The following is a 24,161-nucleotide window of genomic DNA, read 5'->3' on the forward strand; positions in this document are numbered from 1 at the left end:
TTCTGTCGACTTAACTTAGCGATAAGAAAACACCCATTAGAACCGGCGATAAAAACGACAGCAAAAAGCCCGATGCAATGGCCACTGGCACACAGCTCAGGCCACCACTGCTGCGAATCACCGGCAAGGTAAAATCCATGGATGTAGCCCCGCCATAACCAATAGCCATAGCTGGCCGACTGCCTATCAGCAAGGGAATGATGGCAAGGGCAATGATCTCGCGCAGTACATCGTTCAGAAAAGCCACACCGCCCCAGGCAGGCCCAAGGGCTTCCCCGATCACAATGCCCGAGAGAGAATACCAGCCAAACCCCGAAGCTAGGGCCAGCACCTCGTTCCACGGCAAGCCCAACACCGGAATCAGCAGCACGCCACCCAGCAAAGAGCTGAGCACAAGCATGAATGCGATCCCCAAGCCCTGTGTGTTCATCAACAGTTTTCGCAACGAAAGCCCGGCATTGCGCAATTGCAGACCAATCAGGAACAACAGCAACATAAGCGACCAGGTAGCCAGTTGCTCGGCCTGCGGCAGTGCTGGCAGCAGGAAATAACCTAAAATCAGCCCCACAAACACCGCAAGCAGAGGCTTCAGGGCCGCCATGAAAAGCCGCACATAGCCGGTATTTCCCGCAGACCCATCCCGATGTTCGGGCACCATGGGCTGCCAGCGATGAAATAACCACAGTCCGGCCATATTCGCTACGAACAGAACAACCACCAGAACGGACATTTGGCTGGCCATGGTGCCAAGTTGGCTAGACAAGCCTTCCATCTGGCCCAAGCCTAACCCCAGCAATGCCAGAATAAAGTACACCAGCGCTTCGACCGTGTAGTGGATTCCAGTCATAAGCCGCCGGTTTTTCAGCGCCAAAGCGAAGCCTAAAAAAAGTGGGGCAAGAATCAATAAAGCGTCGGTAAACACTAATGCACCGACGAGCCGGAAGGCTTGGAAGACCCAGAGGGCAGAGAGGCTTCTGTGCGGTCCTGTACCAGCACCCAAGGCGCCACAACCACAGCCCAGAGTTCGGCATCACGGTCGTACCAAGCTCGCGCCATGTCGGGAGGCACATCGCCCACATCACCTGCAGCAAGCCACTGCTCAAACAGTGCACGGTTATCTGCAGTAAGCTCGGAGGCTACATCTAACAAATCCAGAGCTTTGCCGACGCGTACAACCTGGCCTCGGGCATAATAAGTTTGTAACTCGTGCCAGCGTATGCGGGAAGTTTCCAGATTAAGCTTAGCTTTGGTTTCATCGTTATTGCGAGAGGACGACATAACAGCCTTTTGCGACGGTGACAGTAAAAACGGCAGAAGCTTAACCGATTGCATGAGCCTCGTTCCAGATCTCTCTGATCTGATCTGCCAGTGTGAGTGGGTCAAAGGGTTTTGGGATAACACCAGCCGCACCCAATGCGAGGTAGCTCTGAACTTCATTACTCTGGACTTTTGCAGTCATGAACACTGCTGGCACTTTGGCGTAGTCCGGCAAGGCACGAATCGCCTGCAAAGTAGCCGGGCCATCCATGCAGGGCATCATGACATCCAGCACAATCAACTGAGGCCTGCATTCTTCTATTATTTCCAACGCCTGTTGCCCCGACTCACATGCCGTAAGCTCAAATCCGCCAATGGCCTCCAAGGCCAGTTCCGCAACCGTTCGGATATCCGGCTCGTCTTCAACCATCAAAATACGTTTTAGGCTTTCAGGTGCCATCTTGACTGTCCTTTCGACTGTTCTCTCGACCGCCTTCTTGGTGTTCAATACCTAGCCGTCGCAACAGTGTGCGGCACTCGGGGCTATCTGCCTGTTCGGCTGCTAGTAGCGCCGCAGTGCGCATAACCAACTTAGACTGGCTAACATTGCTTCTGCTAACAAAATATACGGCACCAATAAGCTCTCGAAGATCAAGCGGTAAGCGCCACTGCACTTTGATTCGGTTTCCAAGCTTTTCCGCCCAATAGGCAAGTGCAGAGTCAATCTGTTCTATTTCGGGAGGATCACCGGATTCATCAGAATGGTTCTGTAAAACTTTCAGCGCAGCCAACTCACCAGCCCTGCTCAACAGGCCAGCAGTGTAGTAGATCGCTGGTTTATCGCCAATTCGTTGAGCCAAAGCCCGGGCAGACTCCGCCACCTGCAACGCCTGCTCCTGCTCTTGGCGTGCACGCTCCGACAAGCGTGAACAAGCGAGCTTTCCCGAAATATCCAGAGAAAGGGCCAAAGCTTGATTAAGGGCCATAGCAACGCCAATCACACTGATGGCTTCCCTGAGCGTTTTTACCGGTGTGCCGGAACGGCGAAAAGACGCGCTGTTCGCCACATCCAGCATTTTTGCACTTAGGGATGGCTCTTTTTTCCAGTGTTCCGCCAAGGCTATGGCATCCAACTCATCTCGCTTTTCTATGAGTGCAAGAATTTCACCGGTGTCGATCTGTCCTGGTAGTTGGATCGCAGAATTGCAGGCCGCCTCCATTTTGTCTTCCAGCGTATTACTTGACGTATCGCCAAGATCGATTGAGCTGGGCACCAGAGCTGTCAGCCGTTGATGTAGAACGTCCACTTGAAATGGCTTGCTGACGTAACCGCTAATACCCAGATGGGCCGCGGCCAAAATGGAGTCACGGTCTGCGCGGCCACTGATCATAAGCACTGGGACATCACGGCTCGTGTTCCGCACTGCGCGAATCAACTCAAGCCCTGAGCCATCCGGCAGGTTCCAGTCAGCAATCACTAGGTCCGCCGGCTTTTTCTGCCAACTGTTTATTGCCGATTGCACCAGAGTACATAGCTTAATAGACGCACCGGGATAGGCGCCCGCCACAACGGTCTCGAGTAGATCGCCAACCAATTCATCATCTTCGAGAATCAAAACATCCATAATGACGCTCTGAATTTGCAAATAATCATCAAGATAGGTCACCAGCGGCCAGAGTAACGCCATTACGCCCGGCGCGCTTGCGTTGATACAAAGCTTTGTCGGCGGCTTCAAGAGCCTGCTCACCGGATTCATAAGCGTTGAGGGTAGCAACACCGGCACTGAAAGTTACCGAAAACTCCGTGCTTCCGGCATTGAACACCAGCCGGGCGAAATCCTGGCAAAGTGCTTCGAGTATGTCTACGGCTTCGTCCATGGTGCACTCCGGCATCACAAGCACAAACTCCTCGCCTCCGTAGCGGCCGATAATGTCGGTGCTACGTAGCCGGTGGCGCAACAGGTTGGACAAAGCCTTAATCACCACGTCACCAGTGCCATGACCGTAGGAGTCATTGACCTGCTTAAAGTGATCCAAGTCCAGCATCGCAACCACCGAATTATGACCGTAGCGGGCGCAGCGTGCGTGCTCGCGGTTGAGTTCGGTTTTGGCTAGGGCGTGCTTTAGTAGGCCGGTGAGGCTGTCGAGAGATACCAACTTATCGAGCTGCCGGGCACGATAACAGCGTATTCTCGCAGTGCGAACCAAAAACTGATCTGAGACGGGTTTGGTCACAAAGTCATCACCGCCCCGCGCAAGTACATCCAGTTGCAGGTCGCGGTCTTCTTCAGACGAAAAGAAAACAATAGGCAGGCTCAGCCATTCAGCTTGAAACCGCAGCATACGAGCCAACACTGGGCCATCGTACTGGCCCATCTGCACATCCATCAGCAGAATATCCGGCCGAAAATCCGCCAGTTCCGACAATAAGCGGGATGGGTCATCCAGCGCCCGAACCTGCAAGCCGCCACTGGTAAGAACCAACCGATAGTGTTCCAGCAGTTCTTTATCATCGTCCACAATCATCACTCGCCCGGTGAGCGTTGCCAGCCCTTCTGCCAGAAGCTGCTCTACCCGGTCTGCGAGCGCAGGAATGTCGTGGGGCTCATCCACACAAGCATCAATACCCAAAGAAGCCAGCCGGTAGCGCGTAGTAAAGTCATGGGCGCCACTAAAACAAATCACTGGAAGGCTTCGAAGCTTAGACAGCCAGGCTGCACCCTCATCTTGTAACAATGTATCTCTGATCATCACCAGATCAACATCGTCCATGCTGTCCGGCCACTGTTCCCCACTACTCAGACTGCGTATTTGGTATCCATACAACGCCAAACCCTGCGTAATCTGATCTTTAAGCAACTGATCCGGCTCTAGGATCAACACAACCGACTGGCGATCGGCCTCCGCTGGTTTAGGCTTATGCCACTGGGCGGATACCGGTTCGGCTGCACCCAAAAGGCTACCGAGGCTTGAAATGTCACGTTCATAGCCGCCATCCAACAGCTGTTGCAACTGAAGCCGAATGCGTTCGCTGTCTACTCCTTCGGTTACCTGCTCGGCTAAGGGCTTTATTGCAATCTCAAGCTTGCGGGCCTGTTCGCCAAGCTGGGTAAAGCCCAAAGTGCCCGCTGATCCGGCAAGCCGATGTAATAATTGATAGGCGGCAACCAGCTCGTTAACAGCCTCGGAGCGCTGTGACGCGTTTTGGATATTAGCAACCAGCCCTTGAATATCACCGATCGTTTTATCCCGGAAACGGTTGCGAAGGGTCTCCAGTTTTTTCCGCACATCGGAAGAGAGGCTTTTAGGCATAAAGGCTCTTGTTATTAAATATCGCGCGCAAACGCTGTGAATTCTGGTTCAATTACTGTTCAATCAAAGCAAGTTTTGGAGAAAATTGCCAGACAGGAGCGCGTTTTGACCCACTTATCTCTAGGTACCCGCCTTGCCATCATTGTTATGCTTGGTTGCTTCGCTACCGTTGGTTCTGTTATCTACGTGGCTTACACCGCATTGCTGGAAGACTTTGCAACCAATCTGTCCGCACAACAGGCAAACGAAACCGCCCACATTTCAAGCTTAGTCAGTCAGGATCTGGAGCTCCGAACCAATGCTCTGGCCCAGTTCGCAAGCATTCTAAGCCAAGATGATCAGTTGCTACCTGAAGCGCAACTCACGAGCCTGCTCAAAAAGCAGCAAAAGCTGAGTGAGCTATTCCCCCATAGCCTTACCGTTTCAAACGCTAACGCCACGCTTATTGCGGAAAACACGTTTGTTCCGGACAGGGTAGGCACCAATTACGCAGACCGGCCACACTGGCGTGAAGCCATGACAACCCGCAAACCGGTGATCAGCCGCCCCTTGATAGGCCGTACAACGGGCATTCCCTTGATGGTATTTATTGCACCTATCGAGAGTGATAACGGAGAACTTCTGGGCTTCGTTACCGGCACCTTGAAAATGCATCAGTCGCTTCTCGTACCCGATAGTGTTCGTAATGGTGCCATCGAAGACGCTATTTTTTTGGTGATCGACTCAGGCAACTTTCTGTTTATAGAGGGCTCTCCTACTGGCAAAGCGATAGAGAACCTTCCAAACCCCGGTGAGGACTTACTGATTGATGCCGCCCTGTCCGGTGTCAGTTTTGGAGAGGTTGAAACCAATTCAGGCGAGACGCTGATCTATGCAACCAGTCACCTACAGCGTTTGGGCTGGCTATTTATACGTGCTGTACCAAAATCTCTGGCCACTGCGCCCGCCCAGCAGGCATTTAGCCGCTTCTTTGTGCTCAGTGTAAGTCTAACGTTGGGTATATTACTGCTGACTTATCTCGCTCTTCGCTCTACTACCGACTCCCTCACCCAAATGACCCGACGCATCCGTTCAATGATCAGGAAGCCCGAGTCCTCCCGGCGCCTACGACAAGAAGGCGCACCAGAGGTGCGTGATCTAGCCGAGGCATTTAACCAATTAATGGATGAGCGGGACGCCACCAACCGGCTCAAAGACAACTTTGTTTCCAATGTCAGCCATGAATTACGCACACCTTTAACCTCAATGAATGGCGCCTTGCGCCTGCTACAATCCGGCACTGCAGGCGAACTGCCTGGTCGCGCCAAAGAGTTGACGGTGCTAGCCCTACGGAATGGTGAGCGCCTACAAAGACTCATCGGCGATATGCTCGACTTCAGCAAACTTTCCAGCGGCAAACTGCGCGTGAGCTTGCAAGCTGAGAACATGCAGACCTTGCTCGCCGACACTGTTGGTGACAATGAAACAATGGCACGCGAGTTCGGTGTCAGGTTGACTGCTCCCGACATACCCGCTATCTCTTTGTATACCGACGGCCACAGGTTGCGACAAATTCTTGATAATTTTGTCAGCAACGCCATCAAGTTTTCGCCAAAAAATGGCCTAGTAACGCTCAGTGCCAAAAAAACCGATCAAAACACCCTCCGCATCACTGTCAGCGATCAGGGCAAGGGTGTTCCCGGAGGCTTTCAGAAGAAGATTTTTGATCGCTTTGCCCAAGCAGAAACGGGCACTACCCGGGCGACTAGCGGCACAGGCCTGGGCCTAGCAATCAGCCGCCAGCTTGCGAAGCTGCTGAACGGCAGCGTTGGATATTACAATGATAATGGCGCACATTTTTGGGTTGAGCTGCCTCTGAACAACACCGCGTTAACGGAGGGATCTTCATCATGATAACCCCTGAATTTCCGGCCAATGAAAGCAAGCGGCAAGCGGCACTGGATCAGTTGCGAATTCTCGACACCCCGCCAGAAGCACGCTTTGACCGACTTACCCGTATGGCAGCCAGACTTCTGGATGCACCCATTGCGTTGATTTCACTGGTTGACCGTGATCGACAATGGTTCAAATCCTGTGTGGGGTTGGATGTCAGCGAAACCCCGCGAAGTGTCTCCTTTTGTGGCCACGCACTTTTCGACAACCAAGCTTTGGTGGTTGAGGATGCCCGAGAAGACGAACGCTTCCGAGACAACCCTCTAGTCACGGGTGACCCGAATATCCGGTTTTATGTCGGTACGCCTTTGCACAGTGCGGATGGCTACGCCCTCGGCACACTCTGTGTTATTGACCGTAAGCCACGCACACTCAGCGAAGAAGACCGCCAATGTTTGCGCGACCTCGCCGACTGTGCCGAGGAACAGATCAGCGCCCGAGCGCTAGCCATTCACTATCGGGATCAGGAGCTGGAGAAACAGAGCGAATCTCTGGTTATGCTCAAACAGCTTGCGGATATGGTACCGGGCGGCCTGTACCAATTCCGCCGTTATCCCGATGGCAGCATGTGCTTTCCCTATAGCAGCAAGGGGATAGAGCGTTCTTTCGGCGTCACTCCAACTCAAGCCCAAACAGATGCTGCCTCTGTGTTTGCGATAATTGACCCCGAAGACGCCCCAACTGTGATCGCGACCATCGAGGAGTCATCCCGACAGCTAAGCACTTGGTCTATCCAATTCCGAATACGTCGACCAGATGGCAACATACGCTGGATTGAAGGCCACTCAACGCCACAGAAACTGCCAGACGGCAGTATTCTCTGGCACGGCTATCTGGAAGACATTCACGAAAAAAAGCGCGCCCTGCTGGCGCTTCAGGAAAGTGAGCAACAGTTACGGCGCCTGTTCGAGCTGGCACCCTCGGGTATCGTTCTTGCGGATTACCACACCGGCGGAATCATCGACGTAAATGCTGCCATGCTGAAATCAACAGGCTATCGTAAAGAAGAATTTCTGAAGTTGAGTTATCGCCAGTTGCTTAGCCCTATAGAGGTCTCATTACGTGCCGAAATTCTGGAACAACTAAAGCAAAATGGCTATTTCGGCCCCATCGAGCAAGAAATTATCGACCGCAACGGTAACGCCTACCCGGCAATCGTGCACAGCATGCTGATACGTGACTCCTCGGGGCGCAAGCTGCTTTGGGTACTGGCGGAAGATATTTCCGAACGCAAGAAAGTCGAGCGCTTGAAAAACCAGTTTGTGTCTACCGTGAGCCACGAGCTGCGTACACCACTCACCTCTATAACTGGCGCTATCGGGTTGGTGGCAGGCGGTGCCGCTGGGGCAATTTCGCCAAAAGCACTGAATATGATAACCATTGCCGAGCGCAATGCCCGCCAGCTGGCAACGCTGATCGACGATCTTCTGGACATTGAAAAACTCGTGGCAGGCAAGCTGAACATCAATATGCAGCACCAGCCCTTACAACCTCTGCTGGAGCAAGCGGTCAATGCAAACCAGCTGTATGGCGCACAGCGTGGGATCACCATCCATCTTGCGCAAGACATACCAGAAGCCGACATAATTGTAGACGGCCAACGCCTATTGCAGGCGTTTAATAACCTGATTTCCAACGCAATCAAATTCTCACCCGACCAAGGCCGCGTCGACGTATCGGCTGAACTGCAGATATCGGAAGGAAAGCCAACAATTACAATTACCGTGCACGACAGCGGCAAGGGCGTTCCGGAAGCCTTTCGGGACCAGATTTTTCAGCGCTTTGCACAGGCAGACAGTTCCGACACCCGCAGCCAAGGCGGGACGGGGCTTGGGCTGGCTATAACCCGCGAACTCATTACAGTGATGGGAGGCGAAGTCGGCTTTGAGTCTTTGCCAGAGCAAGGCGCCAGTTTTTGGGTGCGCCTCCCGGTCGCCGACACGAATCCATAAAAAAACCGGCAGCCCCCGTTTCAGGGACTGCCGGTTCTGCTCTTTATCCTATGCCAAATAAGCCACTGGCTTAGGCAGACTTGAGCATTTCACGCACCACATAGTGCAGGATGCCACCGTGGTGGAAGTACACCGCCTCGTTGGCTGTATCGATCCGCGATTTCAAATCGCAAGTTGCAGTGGAACCATCCTTATAGGTTACCGTCATGGTCAAGGTTTGGCCCGGCGTTATATCACCGGACAATCCATTGATACTGATGGTCTCCTCACCGGTGAGTTTCAGACTCTTGCGGTCTGCACCTTCCGGGAACTGCAGCGGCATTACACCCATACCAATCAGGTTAGAGCGGTGAATCCTTTCATAAGACTCCGCCACCACCGCACGAACGCCCAGCAAGCGTGTGCCCTTGGCAGCCCAGTCGCGGCTTGAGCCGGTTCCGTATTCCTTACCGGCAATCACCACAAGCGGTGTTCCCTGTTCCTGATACTTCATGGCGGCGTCATAAACCGGCATTTGTTCCCCGGTGGGTACAAATTTGGTGAAACCACCTTCAACGCCATCCAGCATTTCGTTGCGGATACGCACGTTGGCAAAGGTGCCGCGCATCATCACCTCGTGGTTACCGCGACGGGAACCATAGGAGTTGAAGTTTTTCGGCTCGACCCCTCGCTCCTGCAAGTATTTACCTGCAGGGCTGTCGGCGCTGAAGGAACCGGCCGGGGAAATATGGTCGGTGGTTACCGAATCCCCCAGTAAAGCCAGAATATTCGCGTCGACAATATCCTCAACCGGATCAGGCTCCGGCCCCATACCTTCGAAGAACGGCGGATGCTGGATGTACGTGGAGTCCTCAGACCAGGTGTACACTTTGGTTTGTGGCACTTCCAACGCCTGCCAGGTAGCATCGCCATCAAACACCGCAGCGTATTCGGTGCGGAACATATCCGTTTTGACTTTTTCGACAGCCTCAGCCACTTCCTGCTGGCTTGGCCACAGGTCTTTCAGGTACACAGGATTACCGTCCCGGTCTTCGCCCAGTGGTTCTTCTGCCAGATTCAGGCGCACGTTACCGGCCAAAGCATAGGCCACGACCAAGGGTGGCGACGCCAACCAGTTGGTTTTCACCAGCGGATGTATGCGGCCTTCAAAGTTGCGGTTGCCCGACAACACCGAGGCAACGGTTATATCGCCATCGGTAATGGCTTTCTCTACCTCATCCGGCAGCGGGCCGGAGTTACCGATACAGGTGGTGCAGCCGTAACCGACCAGATCAAAGCCCAGCTTGTTCAGATCTTCCTGAAAACCGCCAGCTTCAAGATATTCGGTCACTACTTTGGAGCCGGGCGCCAGCGAGGTTTTCACCCAAGGCTTGGTTTTCAGCCCTTTCTCCACAGCTTTGCGCGCCACCAGACCCGCAGCCATCATTACGCTGGGGTTGGATGTGTTGGTACAGGAGGTAATCGCAGCAATCACCACCGCGCCGGGATCCAGACGCGTATCCTGCCCGTCCAGAGTCAGTTCGCGGCTACAGGGGTGGCGGTAGCTTTTATCGACGCCCACAGCGGTTTGCCCGCCTTCCGATTTGAGTTCCATTTCACGCTTTTCAGGTGCGTCCGGGCCACCTTCGGCGGTTTCCATCAGTAACTCAAAGGCCGCCTTCATGTTCTTCAGGGCGACCCGGTCCTGAGGCCGTTTCGGCCCCGCCATACTGGCCTCAACATCTCCCATGTCCAGCTCAAGTGTGGCCGTGTAAACCGGCTCATGCCCTGGCTCGCGCCACAAGCCCTGAGCTTTGGCGTAGGCTTCCACAAGCTCGATCTGCTCGTCGTCGCGGCCGGTCAGGCGCAGGTATGTAAGGGTTTGCTCATCCACCGGGAAGAAGCCGCAGGTTGCACCGTATTCCGGCGCCATGTTGGCAATGGTGGCACGATCCGCTATCGGCATATCTTTCAAGCCGTCGCCGTAGAACTCTACGAACTTGCCCACTACGCCTTTCTTGCGCAGCATCTCAACAACGGTCAGCACCAAATCTGTAGCGGTGATGCCTTCGCGCAACTTGCCCGTCATTTTGAAACCGACCACTTCCGGTATTAGCATGGATACCGGCTGGCCGAGCATGGCAGCTTCCGCTTCAATACCACCCACACCCCAGCCAAGAATACCAAGGCCGTTAATCATGGTGGTGTGGGAATCTGTACCCACCAGCGTATCGGGATAGGCGATGGTTTTACCGCCCTGCTCTTTTTGCCACACGGTTTTGCCGAGGTACTCAAGGTTTACCTGATGGCAAATCCCCGTTCCCGGCGGCACCACGCGGAAGTTATCAAAGGCTTGCTGGCCCCAACGCAGAAACTCATAGCGCTCCTCATTACGCTGCATTTCAATGGCAACGTTATCGTTAAAAGCTGATGAGCTGCCGAATCTGTCCACCATTACCGAGTGGTCAATGACCAAATCCACAGGCGACAGAGGGTTGATCAGAGCAGGGTCTCCGCCAGCCTTTTTCACGGCCTCGCGCATGGCGGCCAAATCAACGACGCCGGGCACACCGGTAAAGTCTTGCATTAGCACCCGGGCCGGGCGGAATTGAATCTCGGTGTCTGAGCGTTTGTCTTTCAGCCACTGCACCATTGCGTCTACATGGCTTTGATCCACAGTCACGCCGTCTTCGTTGCGCAGCAGGTTTTCCAGAAGGACTTTCAGGGAAAACGGCAAACGATTGATGTCGCCAAGAGATTCTGCGGCTTTGGGCAGGCTGTAATAATGAAAGGTTTTCCCACCAGCACTCAGGCTGGTAAGGGTATTCAGGCTGTCTTTGCCAAGGCTGTTATTAGACATAATTGTGCCTCCGTTCTTCGTCGTGATCCGAGCACTTTTACAACTGGCGCTGCGACCTCAGACAAGCAGGCTGGCGCAAAAGTCAGGGAATGTGAAGTCACCTACTACTATTGCATCGAATAATTATAGTTCAACCTCACTTTTGTGAATGTTCGGTATTCAGGCAATCATTGCCAGCGTACAAAATTTAAACGAAATAGGATTTGCGAGCCCATCTCTTAGGGTTAAGGTAGACTTTTAATAACTATATTTTGGCAATAGGTAACCTGCATTGCTGGCGCTTGATCATTTTTTTGTACTCAATCCCGCAACCGATAAGCTGGTGACGGGCCAATACGACACCGCCTTAGTTGCTTTATCACTGGTTATTGCTATCGGTGCATCGTATCTGGCGCTCACTCTTGCAGCGGCAGCGCGGCGAAGTACCACAGCTTCCCTGCAGCGCCTGCATTTAGTCAGCGGCTCGGCATCTCTAGGGTTTGGCATCTGGTCGATGCACTTTATTGGCATGCTGGCCTTCGAAATGCCCGCTATGGTTCACTACCACCCCTGGATTACCGCAATTTCAGCGGCACCCAGCCTGCTTGCGTCTTGGGTAGCCCTAAGTTTGCTTGCCGGCCATAATCTAACCCGCTCACGCTTGCTTGGCGGCGGCGTGATTGTTGGGGCAGGCATCGGAACCATGCATTATCTGGGCATGGCGGCGATGGAGATCGGGCCGGCTCTAAGATACGATCCTTTTCTGTTTGTGCTGTCTATTGTTGTTGCGGTTCTGCTGGGTACTTTGGCGTTGTGGATCAGTTTCGGCCTGCGACACAGAACCACCATGCGCGGATACAAACGTCGCCTTTTTGCCGGAATCGTGATGGGGTTGGCCATCGCCGGTATGCACTACACCGCCATGGAGGCGGCTCGTTTCATCGGTGAACCCGACCCGGATTTTCTTCCCGGCAGCAACCGCCACACCGCACTTGCCCTTACGATTGCTTTCATCACCGTTAGCCTCAGTTTATTGGCCGCCAGTGTGAATGCCTTGGCCCGTTACTGGGCGCTATTGAGGCGAAGCCAAGAAACTGCGAGTGAGATCCAAGCTATTTTGGATGCTGCTGTGGATGGCATAGTGAAGATTTCCGACCGCGGCATCGTTCTATCATTCAGCGAATCCGCCGAAAGGATTTTGGGTTACAAGTCAGCAGAGGTTATCGGGAAAAATGTAAGCATGCTGATGCCCAATCCCCATCGGGATGCCCATGACAGTTATCTAAAAAACTACCTGCGTACCGGCGAGCGCAAGATCATTGGCTACAACCGCGAGGTGTGGGCCCTCCATAAGGATGGCCATCAGGTTCCGGTATTGCTTGCGATAGGCGAATCCAAACTGGGCGGCATAAGTACCTTTGTCGGCTTCTTAACGGACATTTCCGAACGCCACAAAATGGAAACCGAACTGCGGCAAGCCAAAGAAGAAGCGGAACAAGCAGCCGCGGCTAAAAGCGCCTTCTTGGCCAACATGAGCCATGAAATACGCACGCCCATGAATGCCATCATAGGTTTCACGGACTTGGTATTGGACACCCCTCTACAAGAGTCTCAGGCGCGGCATTTGTGCGTTGTGAAAACCTCTGCCAGATCACTTCTGGGCTTGCTGAACGACATTCTGGACTCGGCAAAGCTCGATGGCGGCCACATCGAGTTTGAAATCCGGGATTTCAATCTCAGACAACTTTGTGAACAAATCATAGCAACCCAATCACTCAGCGCTGGCCGCAAAGGCCTTTATCTGAACTTAGATTATCAGGCCGGGGATTTTTTCAAAGGTGACCCCTTGCGCATTCAGCAGGTGATATTGAACCTGTTGAGCAACGCCGTAAAGTTCACGCAAACCGGTGGTGTCAATCTAAGAGTTCACTACACAGAAGCAGAGAAATTGGTGGTCTTGGTGGAAGATACCGGCGTCGGCATCCCTGCGGACCGCCTTGATAAAATCTTCGAACCCTTTACTCAGGCAGATTCCAGTATGACCCGCCGTTTCGGTGGCACCGGCCTTGGCACCACCATAGCCAGACAGCTGGCGGAGCAGATGGGCGGGCAAATTACCGTAACCAGCACGCCCGGCGAGGGATCTGTTTTCCGGGTAACGTTAGCGCTTGATATAGGTGCACCGGTAGACGACGAACTGCACTCCGAACAAGAAGTTGCTCTACCGCCGTTACGGATTCTGGTTGCCGATGATGTGTCGCAAAACATTGAACTACTGACCACAGTCTTGGTCCAGCGAAAACATCAGGTGGTGACAGCCAGCAACGGCCAACAGGCGCTGGAACTCTATCGTGAAGATGCCTTCGACTTGGTTTTGATGGACGTGCAAATGCCCGAAATGAATGGCCACGAAGCCACGCGCGCCATTCGCCAATACGAAGCGGCTGAGCAAAGGGGCTATACTCCGGTGATTGCGCTCACCGCCAGCGTGTTGGAATCTGATCGTCGCGAGGCCCTGCAAGCTGGCATGGACGGTTTTGCCGCCAAGCCTATAGACATGGCACACCTGACCCACGAAATGGCAAGGGTGTTGGGCATTGATAGTGCTATTAATAGTGCTGTTGAGAATACTATTGATCGTGCCAAACCAGAGAAAAACACGGCCCAAGCCAGCTATGGGGTCATTGATCACAGTACCCTAAACCAGCTTTGGCCGAGCGTCGCTAAACACCGGAGCGCGGCCGCCCGATTTCTGAATGACCCGGACAGCGAACCCGCGACTCTAAAACAGCATACCCATGACCAAGCTGCTTCCGCACACAGGCTTCGGGGGCTTGCAGGCAATCTAGGCTTCAAACACCTCGCCAACGCACTGGCAGAGCTGGAGTCCCAATTAAAAACCGAAGCAGCAGCGCCTGACTCTTTATGGGACAGTATACAACGGCACTTTGATGCAGCCGTCGACTGGCTCCGACAACAGCCCGACCTGCCCGAGAATACCCCGGAAACCGTCGCTACGCCGCTGGATACGGGGCTGCTGAACCGCGTGATTGAGTGTTTGAGTCAAGGCGAGATGCCGGATAAAGACATAGAGAAGCTCAAGCCGGGGCTGCCTGTTGATTGCGTTAATGCAATGGATCTGATGCTGGAGGACTTCGAGCCAGAAAAGGCCGCAGACATACTGATCAACTTCCGTAAAACTCTGGAGCCTTGCTGATGCTGACTGATATGAAAACGCTTCTCTTGGTAGACGACGAACCAGCAAACCTTCAGGTGCTTCGAAATATCCTGTCTGACCAATATCGTTTGCTGTTCGCCAAAGACGGTGAGCGCGCACTTGAACTGGCAAGAAGTGAACAGCCGGACCTAATTTTACTCGACGTTATGATGCCGGGCATGACCGGTTACAGCGTCTGTGAAACACTCAAGGCAGAAAGCCGAACCCGCAATATGCCGGTTATCTTCGTGACGGCGCTGTCGGGTTCCGAGGACGAAACCCGAGGATTTGCATTGGGTGCCGTGGATTACATTGCCAAACCCGTGAATGCTGCCATTGTTCGTGCCCGGGTAAAAACCCACCTATCGCTTGTGCGCATGGACGAGCTGGTAAAAACCCGGCTGTCCGTAGTGCAGCGTCTGGGCCGAGCCGCCGAATACAAAGATAACGAGACGGGGCTGCACGTTATCCGCATGAGCCACTTCTCCAAGCTGATCGCGCTGGCAGCAGGTTTTGGAGAAAACTGGGCAGATACCCTATTGAATGCTGCCCCCATGCATGATGTTGGCAAGATCGGCATCCCCGACGCTATTTTACAAAAACCCGGAAAACTGGACCCGGACGAATGGGCCGTGATGCAGACACATCCTGAAATTGGAGCCGAGATTATTGGAGATGACGGCTCCAACCTACTCGACATGGCTCGGGAAGTAGCATTAAATCACCACGAAAAGTGGGATGGCAGCGGCTATCCGAAAGGCCTCAAAGGAACAGATATTCCCGTATCTGCCCGAATTGTCGCACTCGCAGACGTGTTCGATGCACTAACCAGTGAGCGTCCCTATAAAAGCGCATGGCCGATAGACAAAGCGACCGGGCTAATCCGAGAACAGACCGGAAAGCACTTTGACCCGGATTTGGTCGAGGCATTCTTCCAATGCCTACCGGCCATTCTGGAAGTTCGTGAACGCTGGCAGGATCAGTATTAAATATGAAACACGATTGTCACTACCATCCAGGCGACCCGGCGAAATGGCACTGCGGCGAATGCCAAATGCATTACTGCACCCGCTGTATGCCCGACGCCGACACACGGCAGCGACGCGGGCTTTGCCCTTCATGCAGCAAAGCCATGCGGTATTTGGGTGCAGCGACGGAAGTCGTACCTTTTTGGAACCGGATTGGATCTTTTTTTCGTTATCCGTTTCACACGGACCCACTGATTGTTATTGCTATCTGCACCTTGGTGCCGCTTTTGGCTCCTGCCAATCTGATTGGCATTGCGATTTGGTTGGTGCTGGCATTGGCACTGTTCAAGTACACCTATGCAGTCATCAATCACACAGCGGAAGGCCACTTAGCGCCGCCCTCTGTGTCCGTAGCCTTCACCGGCAGCGGGTTTAATATTGTTATTCTCCAATTACTGGTGTTCATTGTAATGGGTGGCCTTATTGGCGCAGCCGCGATGGTGGGTGGCCCATTGTTAATGCTGCTGGCACTGGCTTTCGTGGTGCTCGCACTGCCTGCCAGCATTATGGTGTTGGCCATGGAGCGCTCTGTGGGCGCTGCAGTCAACCCGATGAATTTAGCCGTGCTCATCTCCCGAATCGGCACCCCGTATTTCCTCTTGTACGGTTACCTTATTTTGCTGACTCTCGCCTCGGGTGTGGCTCAGGATTTTGCTTACAACCACTTTCCGTTTTGGTTTTCACAGCCCCTATCCGGCTTTTTGAACAGTACCTTCACTCTGATTCTGTTCAATATGCTCGGTTACCTGCTATTCCAGTATCAGGAAGAGTTAGGCTTCGCTTCGGATCTTCAAGATGAACCCTCTGGCGAGGATATGCACCAACGGGATCGTGGTGCACGCTTTGATGCGGATATTGATATGAACCTGAAGGACGGCAACTATGACCGGGTTCAGGGCATGTTGAAGGAAGCCTTAAAACGTAACCGCAACGACCCTGTGCGTATTGGTCAGCTGTACCAATTGTTGAAAGCCAGAAATGATACAACGGAGCTTTATCAATACCATCCGAGAATTCTGGGTTGGCTGGCAGACCGCAATGACGGCGACGGCATAACCTCGGTGTTGGGCATGCTGGAGCAGGCGGAGCCGGGCTTTAAACTGGATGACCCGGAGCTGGCCGTGCGCTGCGCCCGCTGTTTATATCAACGGGGCCAATACAAGCCCGCCATACGGCTGCTGCAGGACTTCCATAAACGTTTCCCGGACAGCGATGAGTTAGCCCCGGCTTATCTCCTTGTTGCACAAAGTTTGGCTAACGGGCTGGACCAGTGGGAGAAGGCGACGGCATTTTTAACGTTTATTCAGAAGCGCTGTGAAAACCACCCGCTGCATGAGCAGGTTCCGGTGTTTTTGGCGCAGGCTGAGAAGCGGGAATTGCTTAAGGGGCCTCGGGCTAGCTTTCTGGTTCAGGAGTAAGGCCTGTGAGGGTGGGGGCGACATCGACTTAGCCTGCCTGAAGCAACTGCCGATAATGCCTCGCCTTGGGCGTCATTTGTAATTTTTCAAACTCTTCAGCCAATAGACGACAAGCCTCTGTTGTCAGCAGTGGATCATTTGCACCACGCAGACGCTCAAAAGCCTTTTCTGCCGCTTTCATGTCGTGCTGCTTTAGGCTGGCGAACAACACTCTATTGTGGTCCTCCGCAGCAAGCGGATGGTGTTCCTCGCCTTTTCTCAGGTATTCCTGCCACACAGCAACCATCTGCTCTGGCTGTCTACGGCTCTGGGCATCGTTCATTAACTCACGGGTGCGGGACTGGTACTCGGGTAAATCCGGGCGTAGCTTGGCGAGATTATAAAGATGCTCCAGCACTATAGGCCTGTCGGAGTAGCTCTCACGCAATGCCTCAAACTGGCGCCGGGCCAGATCAAAATCCATGCGCCCTAGGCTCGCCATAGCTTGGGCATAGCCGGTGGTAAAGCGCTCATCCTGCTCACTGTCTTCCGGCTCGAAAAACTCCTCCCGTACCTGCAACCAGCTTTTGCCCAGCAGCCACACCAGCCCGGCGCCCGCTAGCAAGCCGCCAGCGTGTGCCATGTAGGCAACGCCCGTGGCACCCGCAAACCAGTAGTCGTAGATTTCTTTACCCAGCCACACGGGCAAGATGGCCAGTGCCGGGGCTCGGAAATAATTAAAGTACACGCCAAGGAAGTAGAAAAAGCGGATTTTCTGTAGGCCATAGATGGCTACATACATTCCCATCAGACCGGAAATTGAGCCGGAGGCACCCACCAAGGGAATAAAGCTTCCTAGCGAAAAGGCAGTGAAAACAACGCCAGACAAAGCACCACAAGCAAGATAAGCCAACAAGAACCGGCCCGGGCCAAGGGCTTTTTCTACCGTAAAACCGAGCAGGAACAGGAAGAGCAAGTTGCCGATAATATGTCCCCAGCCACCATGCAGGAACTGGTAGGTAATCAGGGTGTATAGCGACAGTTTTGCGGGGATAAGCCCTAGCTGGTTGGCACTTAGGCGCTGGATGTAGGTTTCTTCAATGATGCTGCGCTGTTCCAGCCAGTGCGTACGTTCTGCAGGCGCCCAGATTATGTCGCGATTCTGCAGCAAATACTGGTAGAACTCGCGGTCCATAAGCAGGCTGGCCGAGAGCCAGAAGTCTTCGCCTTCTTCCCTTAACTGCTGAAACTCTCGCAACTCAAGCGCGCGTTCATCGTCACCCTCAAAGCGGATTTTTCGTTGCAGGTAATCCTCATAAGCTGGCTCTTCCAGTTGGGGCAACCCTGCATCCACATAAACATCTACAGCTTGTTCAAGTTTGCGGCTGTCTCCTCCTTGATAAAACAGGAATACCAGCAGGCACGCGAACATCAAACCAAGGGTCACCCAGGGGGGGCGTTTCCAGTTAATGGCGTTCTCAGCAGGAATAATCAACATGGGCGGTCACAATTCATCATAATCTGTCCCTGAAAAACTGTTTTCTATCATACCAGTGTCTTATTTTCGCGCTTAAATGATTTTCAGCGAAACGGTCTAGGGACACTAGACCATCCGCCAATTACCGTTATTTCCACTCTGGGTAATAGTGAGCGGGAATAACAAGAAAAACCAGAGACCTGAAACAAGGACACTGCAGATGACTGTACTCGTATTGGACAACCCGGAGTTAATTGCTAAAGCAGCCGTGGCCTCAGGCTTTAATACAGCGGATCTTTTTAATGAAACCCAGCGCCCACACCGAATGAGGTTCCATTACGGCTTTAATAAGCACGCTTTGGAAAGCTCAGACACGGCGATCATGCGTCAGCATGCGGCCTACATGAAGCAGCATCCGTCTGTAAGCGTTCGCATTCATGGTCATTCTGATAATTTTGGCGCGGAAGACTATAACCGCTTTTTATCCCGGCAACGAACCAACGCTGTCGTCAGGTTTCTGGTTCAGGAAGGTGTGCCTGAATCGCGCATTCTCGTTGCCAGTTGGGGCTCAAGCCGCCCCTTCACAACGCCGGATGACCGGGCCGCCAATCGTCGGGTAGAGATAGAGTATTTAACCAGTGATATGGCGAAAGCTCTCTAAACGAACCAAGAACTAAACAAGCAAAGAGCCCGGGGCCAGAGTATATGGCCCCAGAGGCTTGACTCAGACAATCAGCCGTTTACCTGCCAAATATTCCATAACAACAGAATGGCTGCTGCCAGAATGGCAAGCCACGTCATTACAATGCCAATTGCCCGCGCTATGTGCTCCTCTCCATGGCCATTGATCATGCCCCAAGCATGCAGAAGGCGGCCAACTACCAGAGTCATGCCAGTCCAGTAAATAAGACCGCTTGCCACACCGTTCAACTCAGCGATCCCCAACATAACCAGCCCGATGGGAGCGTACTCCGCAAGATTACCGTGGGCACGAACGGCGGCTTGAAAATCGGGGTTATCAGTAACGCCCATGCCTTTTTTGTATTTCAGGCGAAACCTAACCACATGGCCGGAAAGCACCAACATCAATATACCGAGTACAGCAGCAAACACTCCGGTAACAGGTACGATCATATTCAGTTCTTCCTAAATTGGTTGAAAAGAGCCCGCACACCGCAACCCGATAATAGTGTTAGAGGCTGGCAATAACCTCCGCCATTTCTTTGTGGCAACGTGCGACAAGAGCAGGAACGTCTTCAGTGGTAAGGCCTACGGTTTCTATCGGGGGCAGAATTCGCATAGTAACCGGCTCACGCCGGGCCAGCCACCCCGTTGTTTTATTCCGGTACTCGGCTGCGCATACCATAACAATGGGCGCCCCGGCGGTCACTGCAGCGTAGAAGGCACCTTTTTTGAATTTCTGTAGGCCACGGCCCTTGCTCCGTGTGCCCTCCACAAAAACCCACAGGCTTTTATTCTCGCGGGTGATCGCCTCGCTGGTGGCTTGCATAACGGCAACGGCTTTGCGAGAGCGGGCACGGTTCAATATTACATTGCCCCCCAGCCAGAATGCCCAGCCAAAAAACGGAACCCATACCAGTGAGGACTTGCCCACAGTTACGGTGCGAGGCGCCACCAGATCCCCCACCACAAAAAGATCATCGTTGTATTGGTGATTACAAATTGCCACCACAGGACGATCCTGAGGCATGTTTTCCACACCCTCCACCGGCCGCCTCATACCAAGTATTGCGCGACCGGTGCGCGCCAATGCAATGGCCAGTAGCCGGTTATTATCCGGATTGAACGGCCTGACAATAAAGAATGGCAGGGCGAGTATGCAAAGCACAGGTACACTCAACCAAGCCAAAACACTTCTGATAAAGCCCATACGACAAACTCTGCATCAGGATTTTGGCGCACAAGTGTACGCCAAGTTTATAGGCCTGCAACAGTGTCAATTTCGTCCAATATGGCCTGACTATAAAGAACCTGATCGTGATCACTTTCTACACTTTCTACATCGACTACACGGGCGACACCCTCTGCGCGGGCCTCCACCACATAGCGCAGCGGGCCACCGGCATCCATGCTGTCGAAGGGATAACAGGTAACCAACAAAAGAGTACCTGCAGGCAATTTATGAGTATCAATAAGCTCTGTACGACTATCCACAACTCTTGTGGTTTTTACCCGATACTCTTTCCAGCGCCCGTCGCGGCTTTGAAGCCGCAGTTCATTGCCGGGCTCTAGCTGTTTCAGGGGCCGGAAATGGGTGTCTCGGTGGCCAGCAATAACAACCGCATCCGGCTGGCCACCGCCACCCATCACCTGCCCTGGCCCAAAGGCCAAGCTTTCACCGTGAACGCCGGCCAATACAATCATCGAACTGCCAAGCTCTGGCATAGACAGCTTCGCCACCGGCCAGGTATCGGCCCAAGGCCAAGGCCGGGATTCGGTTTGTCGGGCCTGGCTCTCGGCCCAGGCAATTTCCAGCAACTCCTGAGCCACCACTGCTTTTACAGGAACCCATAACCCGAACAGCAAGAGCATGGAAGAACTCGTGATCAACAATAGTAACGAACGGTTCATGGGTATGCTCTCCGTTGAAGCAGCGTAATAGCGGCCGAAAACATCAAACCAAGCAACCCCAAAGCAATCAACAAGGGCGCAAAGGTTGCCGTTTGCGGGTAGCGGACCATGCCGGGCTGGCTTCCCGCAGGCAGCAGCGTTGGCAGGTTGTCTTTCTGCAATGCACTCTCGGGAGCCCTGACTGGTGTTTTATCAACGGCTACAAAGCTCGTATAAGGCGACATAAGGTTGTGCTCAACCGCCAGCCGGGTGATCTTGGCCTTCTGCGGTTCTTGCGCCTGAACCCGCGCTTCATCCAGAAGACTGTCTATTTTCTCCCGCGCCCAATATCGGTTCAGCCCTGTACCCGGAGCCGCCTGCTGCAAATCCAAACGTTGCTGCCACATCCCGCCACCCGGTAACCGACCTGAAACACTCAACTCACCCGCAGGCGACACACCCCGCACCACCTGCAACAAAGGTTCACCCTGAAACAAATCACCGGGCCTACGTGGAAAACTGTCTTCCAGTGCCGATGCAGACTGCCCCTGCCAACTCACCTTAATATCTGTCAGCACTGGCGCCTCCATAGCCGCAAACAACTTAGCCAGCGGGCCACTTATATCCGTGGGATCCTGCACTGACGTGTAACTACCACGCCCCCACCGCGCCGCCTCACGCATAAAGTGCATGTTGGGCGCTGATCCTATGGCCACCGTAAACAGCCGTTGGTCACCCAATTGGCGGCGAATTTGATCGAACAACGCCGACTCATTCCCAACCGCACCATCCGTCATAAACACAACTTGGCGCACTTTCGGGGCCAAATCTGATTCTGATGAAACAGCTACCATCCGCCCAACCGCACGCTGACTCTGCAGGGCCATAGTCAACGCTGGCGCCATCTCCGTACCGCCATCGGCACTTAGCCCACTCACATACTGCCGCGCCCGAGCCAGATTATTCGCCGTTGCCATTTCCGGCTGCATAAACAGAGCATGTGGCTGAGAATTAAACTGAATCACATTAAAGCGATCACCGGGTGCCAATGTGTCCAAACCAAGATGCAAAGCTTCCCGAGCCTGCCGAATCGACTCCCCGGCCATAGAACCGGAGGTATCAATCACAAACGTAAGCTCACGAGGTAACCGGGTTTTACCCGCCCGCCCCGGCACCACCATAGCCAACAAATAATCCTCACCCGCCCAGCGCTGATGAAAAACAGCAGCCCCCGGCTCATGCCCAGCAAACGCCTGCCAACGCAACACAAAATCCCGATTCATTACGATCTCACCCGCCTGAGGCTCAACTGTAAACACCTGACCATCCTGCTGAGTATCCACCGGGTGACTGGGGCTGGACACATTCGCCAACGCAAGCCCGGCATCAATAGTGAACCGAATCGACGCCCTGTGACTGTCCGCAGCAACATCGTCCACATCCACCGTAAACGGACTGATCGCATCCGCATCCAACACCTCGGTAGTAGGCAGAGCCCAACCACCCTGCCACTGCTGCGGCGCTGCCGCCAAAGGCTTACCCGGCATATATCGGGGAGTCAGAGTCGTTGGCACACTCAACTCAAACACCCCATCCCGATAGCTCACCAGCTGCTGATAATTCAGCTCTATACTCACCTCAGCCCCCGGCGGAATATTTGCCACACGCGTGGTAAACACATTCGGCCGCTGCTGCTCAACCGTCGCCGCATGCCGCCCGGCATCCCGAGCCGTTTCATAAGTCTTCTTCGCCTCCTCACGGGGCTGAACCTCCCCTACAATCGTGCGCTCACCAATCTTCATGGTCAGCCCGTAAACACTGGCCTTCTCCGGCAGAGGAAACACGAACACCCCCTCACGCCAATCACCACTCGTGTTCTTAAACGTCCGCACCAGCTTGCTGTCTGCAATCAGCCCACTAACCCGAACATCAAAATCACTCCCCAGCACCAACGCCGGTTTCTGCCATTGGCCTTTGCCGTCAACAAAATGCAGCACACCTGCGGAATCCTCATTACCGGTATTGGCCTCTGCATACAAAGGCTGCACAAACAAAACCAACAACATAGCCATCCACAAACTCACGCCTTCCATAAAGCGTCGAACACTGCCCGAGCACCCTGCACTTAGCCCGCGCGAGCGGCTGAAGCCCCTCCCGAAACCGTGCGGAGCCATGGATGGCGGAGCCGAGCGTACACGGACGTATTCACAGCGTGTTTCGGGAGGGGCTTCAGCCGCTCGGGTGGGCGGATTTGAGCAAAACGGAAAAGCACTATGCTGAGAGGACAGAGAAGAAAACATCATTGCAATAATCCTTTGGCTACATGACTAAATCAGACACAGCCATTTCACCAACCCAAAAAGGCGCCCCCATGGCAGAATCAAACATTCCGCGAACAAAAAATGATGAATTATGACAACACCGCAAGCTAACCTTGTTCTAAACGCCTCCCGTGTTTAAATAGACCCCAACGCCCACAGACAAACAGCAAAAACCATGAAAAAACACCTTGTCCTAATAGAGGACGAACCCGCCATCCGCGACAACTACCGTGCCGCCTTCGAACGCCGTGGCTATCGCGTATCCACCTACAGCGACCGATCATCCGCCTGGCAAGTACTGCGCCAAAACCTCCCCGACCTCGCCATCATTGACGTCGGCCTAGGCGACGAACCCGAAGGCGGCTTTACCCTCTGCCAAGACCTACGCTCACTGTCTGCAACCCTGCCCATCATCTTCCTGACCGCCCGCGACAGCGACATAGATTCCGTACACGGCCTGCGTCTGGGCGCTGACGACTACGTCACCAAAGACATGAGCATGGAACACCTTCTAGCAAGAGTAACCGCGCTACTTCGCCGGGCAGATGCTTGGGCGGACGCTCTGCAAAAGCCCGACGAAGTGATAAACCGTGGCCGCCTGAGCCTTAACGTTGATCGCATGACCGTAGCCTGGGACGACAACGCAATAGACCTCACGGTTACAGAATTCTGGATGCTGCACTCACTCGCGCAACACCCCGGCCACGTGCGCAGTCGCGACCAACTGATGGAAGCCGCCAGCACGCACTTGGACGACAACACCGTTACCTCTCACATCAAACGCATCCGCAGCAAATTCCTGCAGATCGACAGCACCTTCGACGGCATCCAAACCGCCTACGGCATGGGATACCGCTGGAATGCCCGTGAGCTCTGATT

At 53.8% G+C, this 24,161-nt stretch carries 18 protein-coding genes; 7 read left to right on the forward strand and 11 right to left on the reverse strand.

What is annotated here, in order from left to right; translation table 11 throughout:
* Window positions 1-10 precede the first annotated feature (10 nt).
* From FE845_RS06120 to FE845_RS06140, 5 genes are read right to left on the reverse strand one after another with little or no spacing between them, the layout of a single operon-like run.
* Window positions 11-922 carry a lysine exporter LysO family protein gene (locus FE845_RS06120; RefSeq protein ID WP_200362408.1) on the reverse strand — a complete coding sequence of 304 codons (912 nt, stop codon included), beginning with the start codon at window positions 920-922 and terminating at the stop codon, window positions 11-13.
* Complete coding sequence (locus FE845_RS06125) at window positions 922-1,278, reverse strand: DUF2288 domain-containing protein (RefSeq protein WP_200362848.1); 357 nt, start codon at window positions 1,276-1,278, stop codon at window positions 922-924. The genes FE845_RS06120 and FE845_RS06125 overlap by 1 nt, the downstream gene beginning before the upstream one ends.
* Before the next feature lie 40 nt (window positions 1,279-1,318).
* Complete coding sequence (locus FE845_RS06130) at window positions 1,319-1,717, reverse strand: response regulator (protein ID WP_200362410.1); 399 nt, start codon at window positions 1,715-1,717, stop codon at window positions 1,319-1,321.
* Window positions 1,707-2,945: an HDOD domain-containing protein gene (locus FE845_RS06135; RefSeq protein WP_227714109.1), complete on the reverse strand. Its 1,239-nt coding sequence runs from the start codon at window positions 2,943-2,945 to the stop codon at window positions 1,707-1,709. Before FE845_RS06135 ends, FE845_RS06130 begins: the two co-directional genes overlap by 11 nt.
* The gene (locus FE845_RS06140; protein ID WP_200362412.1) at window positions 2,911-4,569 is read right to left on the reverse strand and encodes a diguanylate cyclase; all 1,659 of its coding nucleotides are present in this window, start codon (window positions 4,567-4,569) and stop codon (window positions 2,911-2,913) included. The genes FE845_RS06135 and FE845_RS06140 overlap by 35 nt, the downstream gene beginning before the upstream one ends.
* A 105-nt stretch (window positions 4,570-4,674) precedes the next feature.
* On the opposite strand from FE845_RS06140, the gene FE845_RS06145 reads away from it, so the two are divergent.
* Together FE845_RS06145 and FE845_RS06150 are read left to right on the forward strand one after the other, a co-directional pair.
* Entirely contained in the window at window positions 4,675-6,462 is a 1,788-nt protein-coding gene (locus FE845_RS06145; RefSeq protein WP_227714110.1) for an ATP-binding protein, read from the forward strand.
* A complete protein-coding gene (locus FE845_RS06150; RefSeq protein ID WP_200362414.1) occupies window positions 6,459-8,453 on the forward strand; it encodes an ATP-binding protein in 1,995 nt (664 codons plus the stop codon). Before FE845_RS06145 ends, FE845_RS06150 begins: the two co-directional genes overlap by 4 nt.
* 70 nt (window positions 8,454-8,523) lie before the next feature.
* Here the strand turns inward: FE845_RS06150 and acnA are convergent, their stop codons facing one another.
* Window positions 8,524-11,292 (reverse strand): aconitate hydratase AcnA, encoded by a 2,769-nt coding sequence (gene acnA, locus FE845_RS06155; protein WP_200362416.1) that lies wholly within the window; start codon window positions 11,290-11,292, stop codon window positions 8,524-8,526.
* Window positions 11,293-11,563: 271 nt separating this feature from the next.
* Between acnA and FE845_RS06160 the strand changes: the two genes are divergently transcribed.
* The 3 genes from FE845_RS06160 to FE845_RS06170 are packed head-to-tail and all read left to right on the forward strand — an operon-like array spanning window position 11,564 to window position 16,934.
* Entirely contained in the window at window positions 11,564-14,488 is a 2,925-nt protein-coding gene (locus FE845_RS06160) for an MHYT domain-containing protein (protein ID WP_200362418.1), read from the forward strand.
* On the forward strand, window positions 14,488-15,477 hold the full coding sequence (locus FE845_RS06165; protein ID WP_200362420.1) for a two-component system response regulator: 990 nt from the start codon (window positions 14,488-14,490) through the stop codon (window positions 15,475-15,477). Before FE845_RS06160 ends, FE845_RS06165 begins: the two co-directional genes overlap by 1 nt.
* 2 nt (window positions 15,478-15,479) lie before the next feature.
* Window positions 15,480-16,934: a hypothetical protein gene (locus tag FE845_RS06170; protein WP_200362422.1), complete on the forward strand. Its 1,455-nt coding sequence runs from the start codon at window positions 15,480-15,482 to the stop codon at window positions 16,932-16,934.
* A gap of 28 nt (window positions 16,935-16,962) precedes the next feature.
* Here the strand turns inward: FE845_RS06170 and FE845_RS06175 are convergent, their stop codons facing one another.
* Window positions 16,963-18,411 (reverse strand): rhomboid family intramembrane serine protease, encoded by a 1,449-nt coding sequence (locus tag FE845_RS06175; RefSeq protein WP_200362424.1) that lies wholly within the window; start codon window positions 18,409-18,411, stop codon window positions 16,963-16,965.
* Between the two features lie 199 nt (window positions 18,412-18,610).
* On the opposite strand from FE845_RS06175, the gene FE845_RS06180 reads away from it, so the two are divergent.
* Window positions 18,611-19,051: an OmpA family protein gene (locus FE845_RS06180; protein WP_200362426.1), complete on the forward strand. Its 441-nt coding sequence runs from the start codon at window positions 18,611-18,613 to the stop codon at window positions 19,049-19,051.
* A 71-nt stretch (window positions 19,052-19,122) separates the two neighbouring features.
* Here FE845_RS06180 and FE845_RS06185 read toward each other — a convergent pair whose 3' ends face one another.
* From FE845_RS06185 to FE845_RS06200, 4 genes are read right to left on the reverse strand one after another with little or no spacing between them, the layout of a single operon-like run.
* The gene (locus FE845_RS06185) at window positions 19,123-19,524 is read right to left on the reverse strand and encodes an MAPEG family protein (protein ID WP_200362428.1); all 402 of its coding nucleotides are present in this window, start codon (window positions 19,522-19,524) and stop codon (window positions 19,123-19,125) included.
* Window positions 19,525-19,582: 58 nt separating this feature from the next.
* Complete coding sequence (locus FE845_RS06190; RefSeq protein ID WP_200362430.1) at window positions 19,583-20,281, reverse strand: lysophospholipid acyltransferase family protein; 699 nt, start codon at window positions 20,279-20,281, stop codon at window positions 19,583-19,585.
* A 47-nt stretch (window positions 20,282-20,328) separates the two neighbouring features.
* Window positions 20,329-20,982, reverse strand: coding sequence for a class GN sortase (locus tag FE845_RS06195; protein WP_200362432.1), 654 nt, complete (start codon window positions 20,980-20,982; stop codon window positions 20,329-20,331).
* The gene (locus FE845_RS06200) at window positions 20,979-23,033 is read right to left on the reverse strand and encodes a marine proteobacterial sortase target protein (RefSeq protein ID WP_227714111.1); all 2,055 of its coding nucleotides are present in this window, start codon (window positions 23,031-23,033) and stop codon (window positions 20,979-20,981) included. The genes FE845_RS06195 and FE845_RS06200 overlap by 4 nt, the downstream gene beginning before the upstream one ends.
* A gap of 424 nt (window positions 23,034-23,457) precedes the next feature.
* Between FE845_RS06200 and pdsR the strand changes: the two genes are divergently transcribed.
* Window positions 23,458-24,159 (forward strand): proteobacterial dedicated sortase system response regulator, encoded by a 702-nt coding sequence (gene pdsR / locus FE845_RS06205; RefSeq protein ID WP_200362436.1) that lies wholly within the window; start codon window positions 23,458-23,460, stop codon window positions 24,157-24,159.
* The last annotated feature ends 2 nt before the right edge of the window (window positions 24,160-24,161 follow it).

The organism is Marinobacter sp. 1-4A, assembly GCF_016597725.1.
Taxonomy (GTDB): Bacteria; Pseudomonadota; Gammaproteobacteria; order Pseudomonadales; family Oleiphilaceae; genus Marinobacter.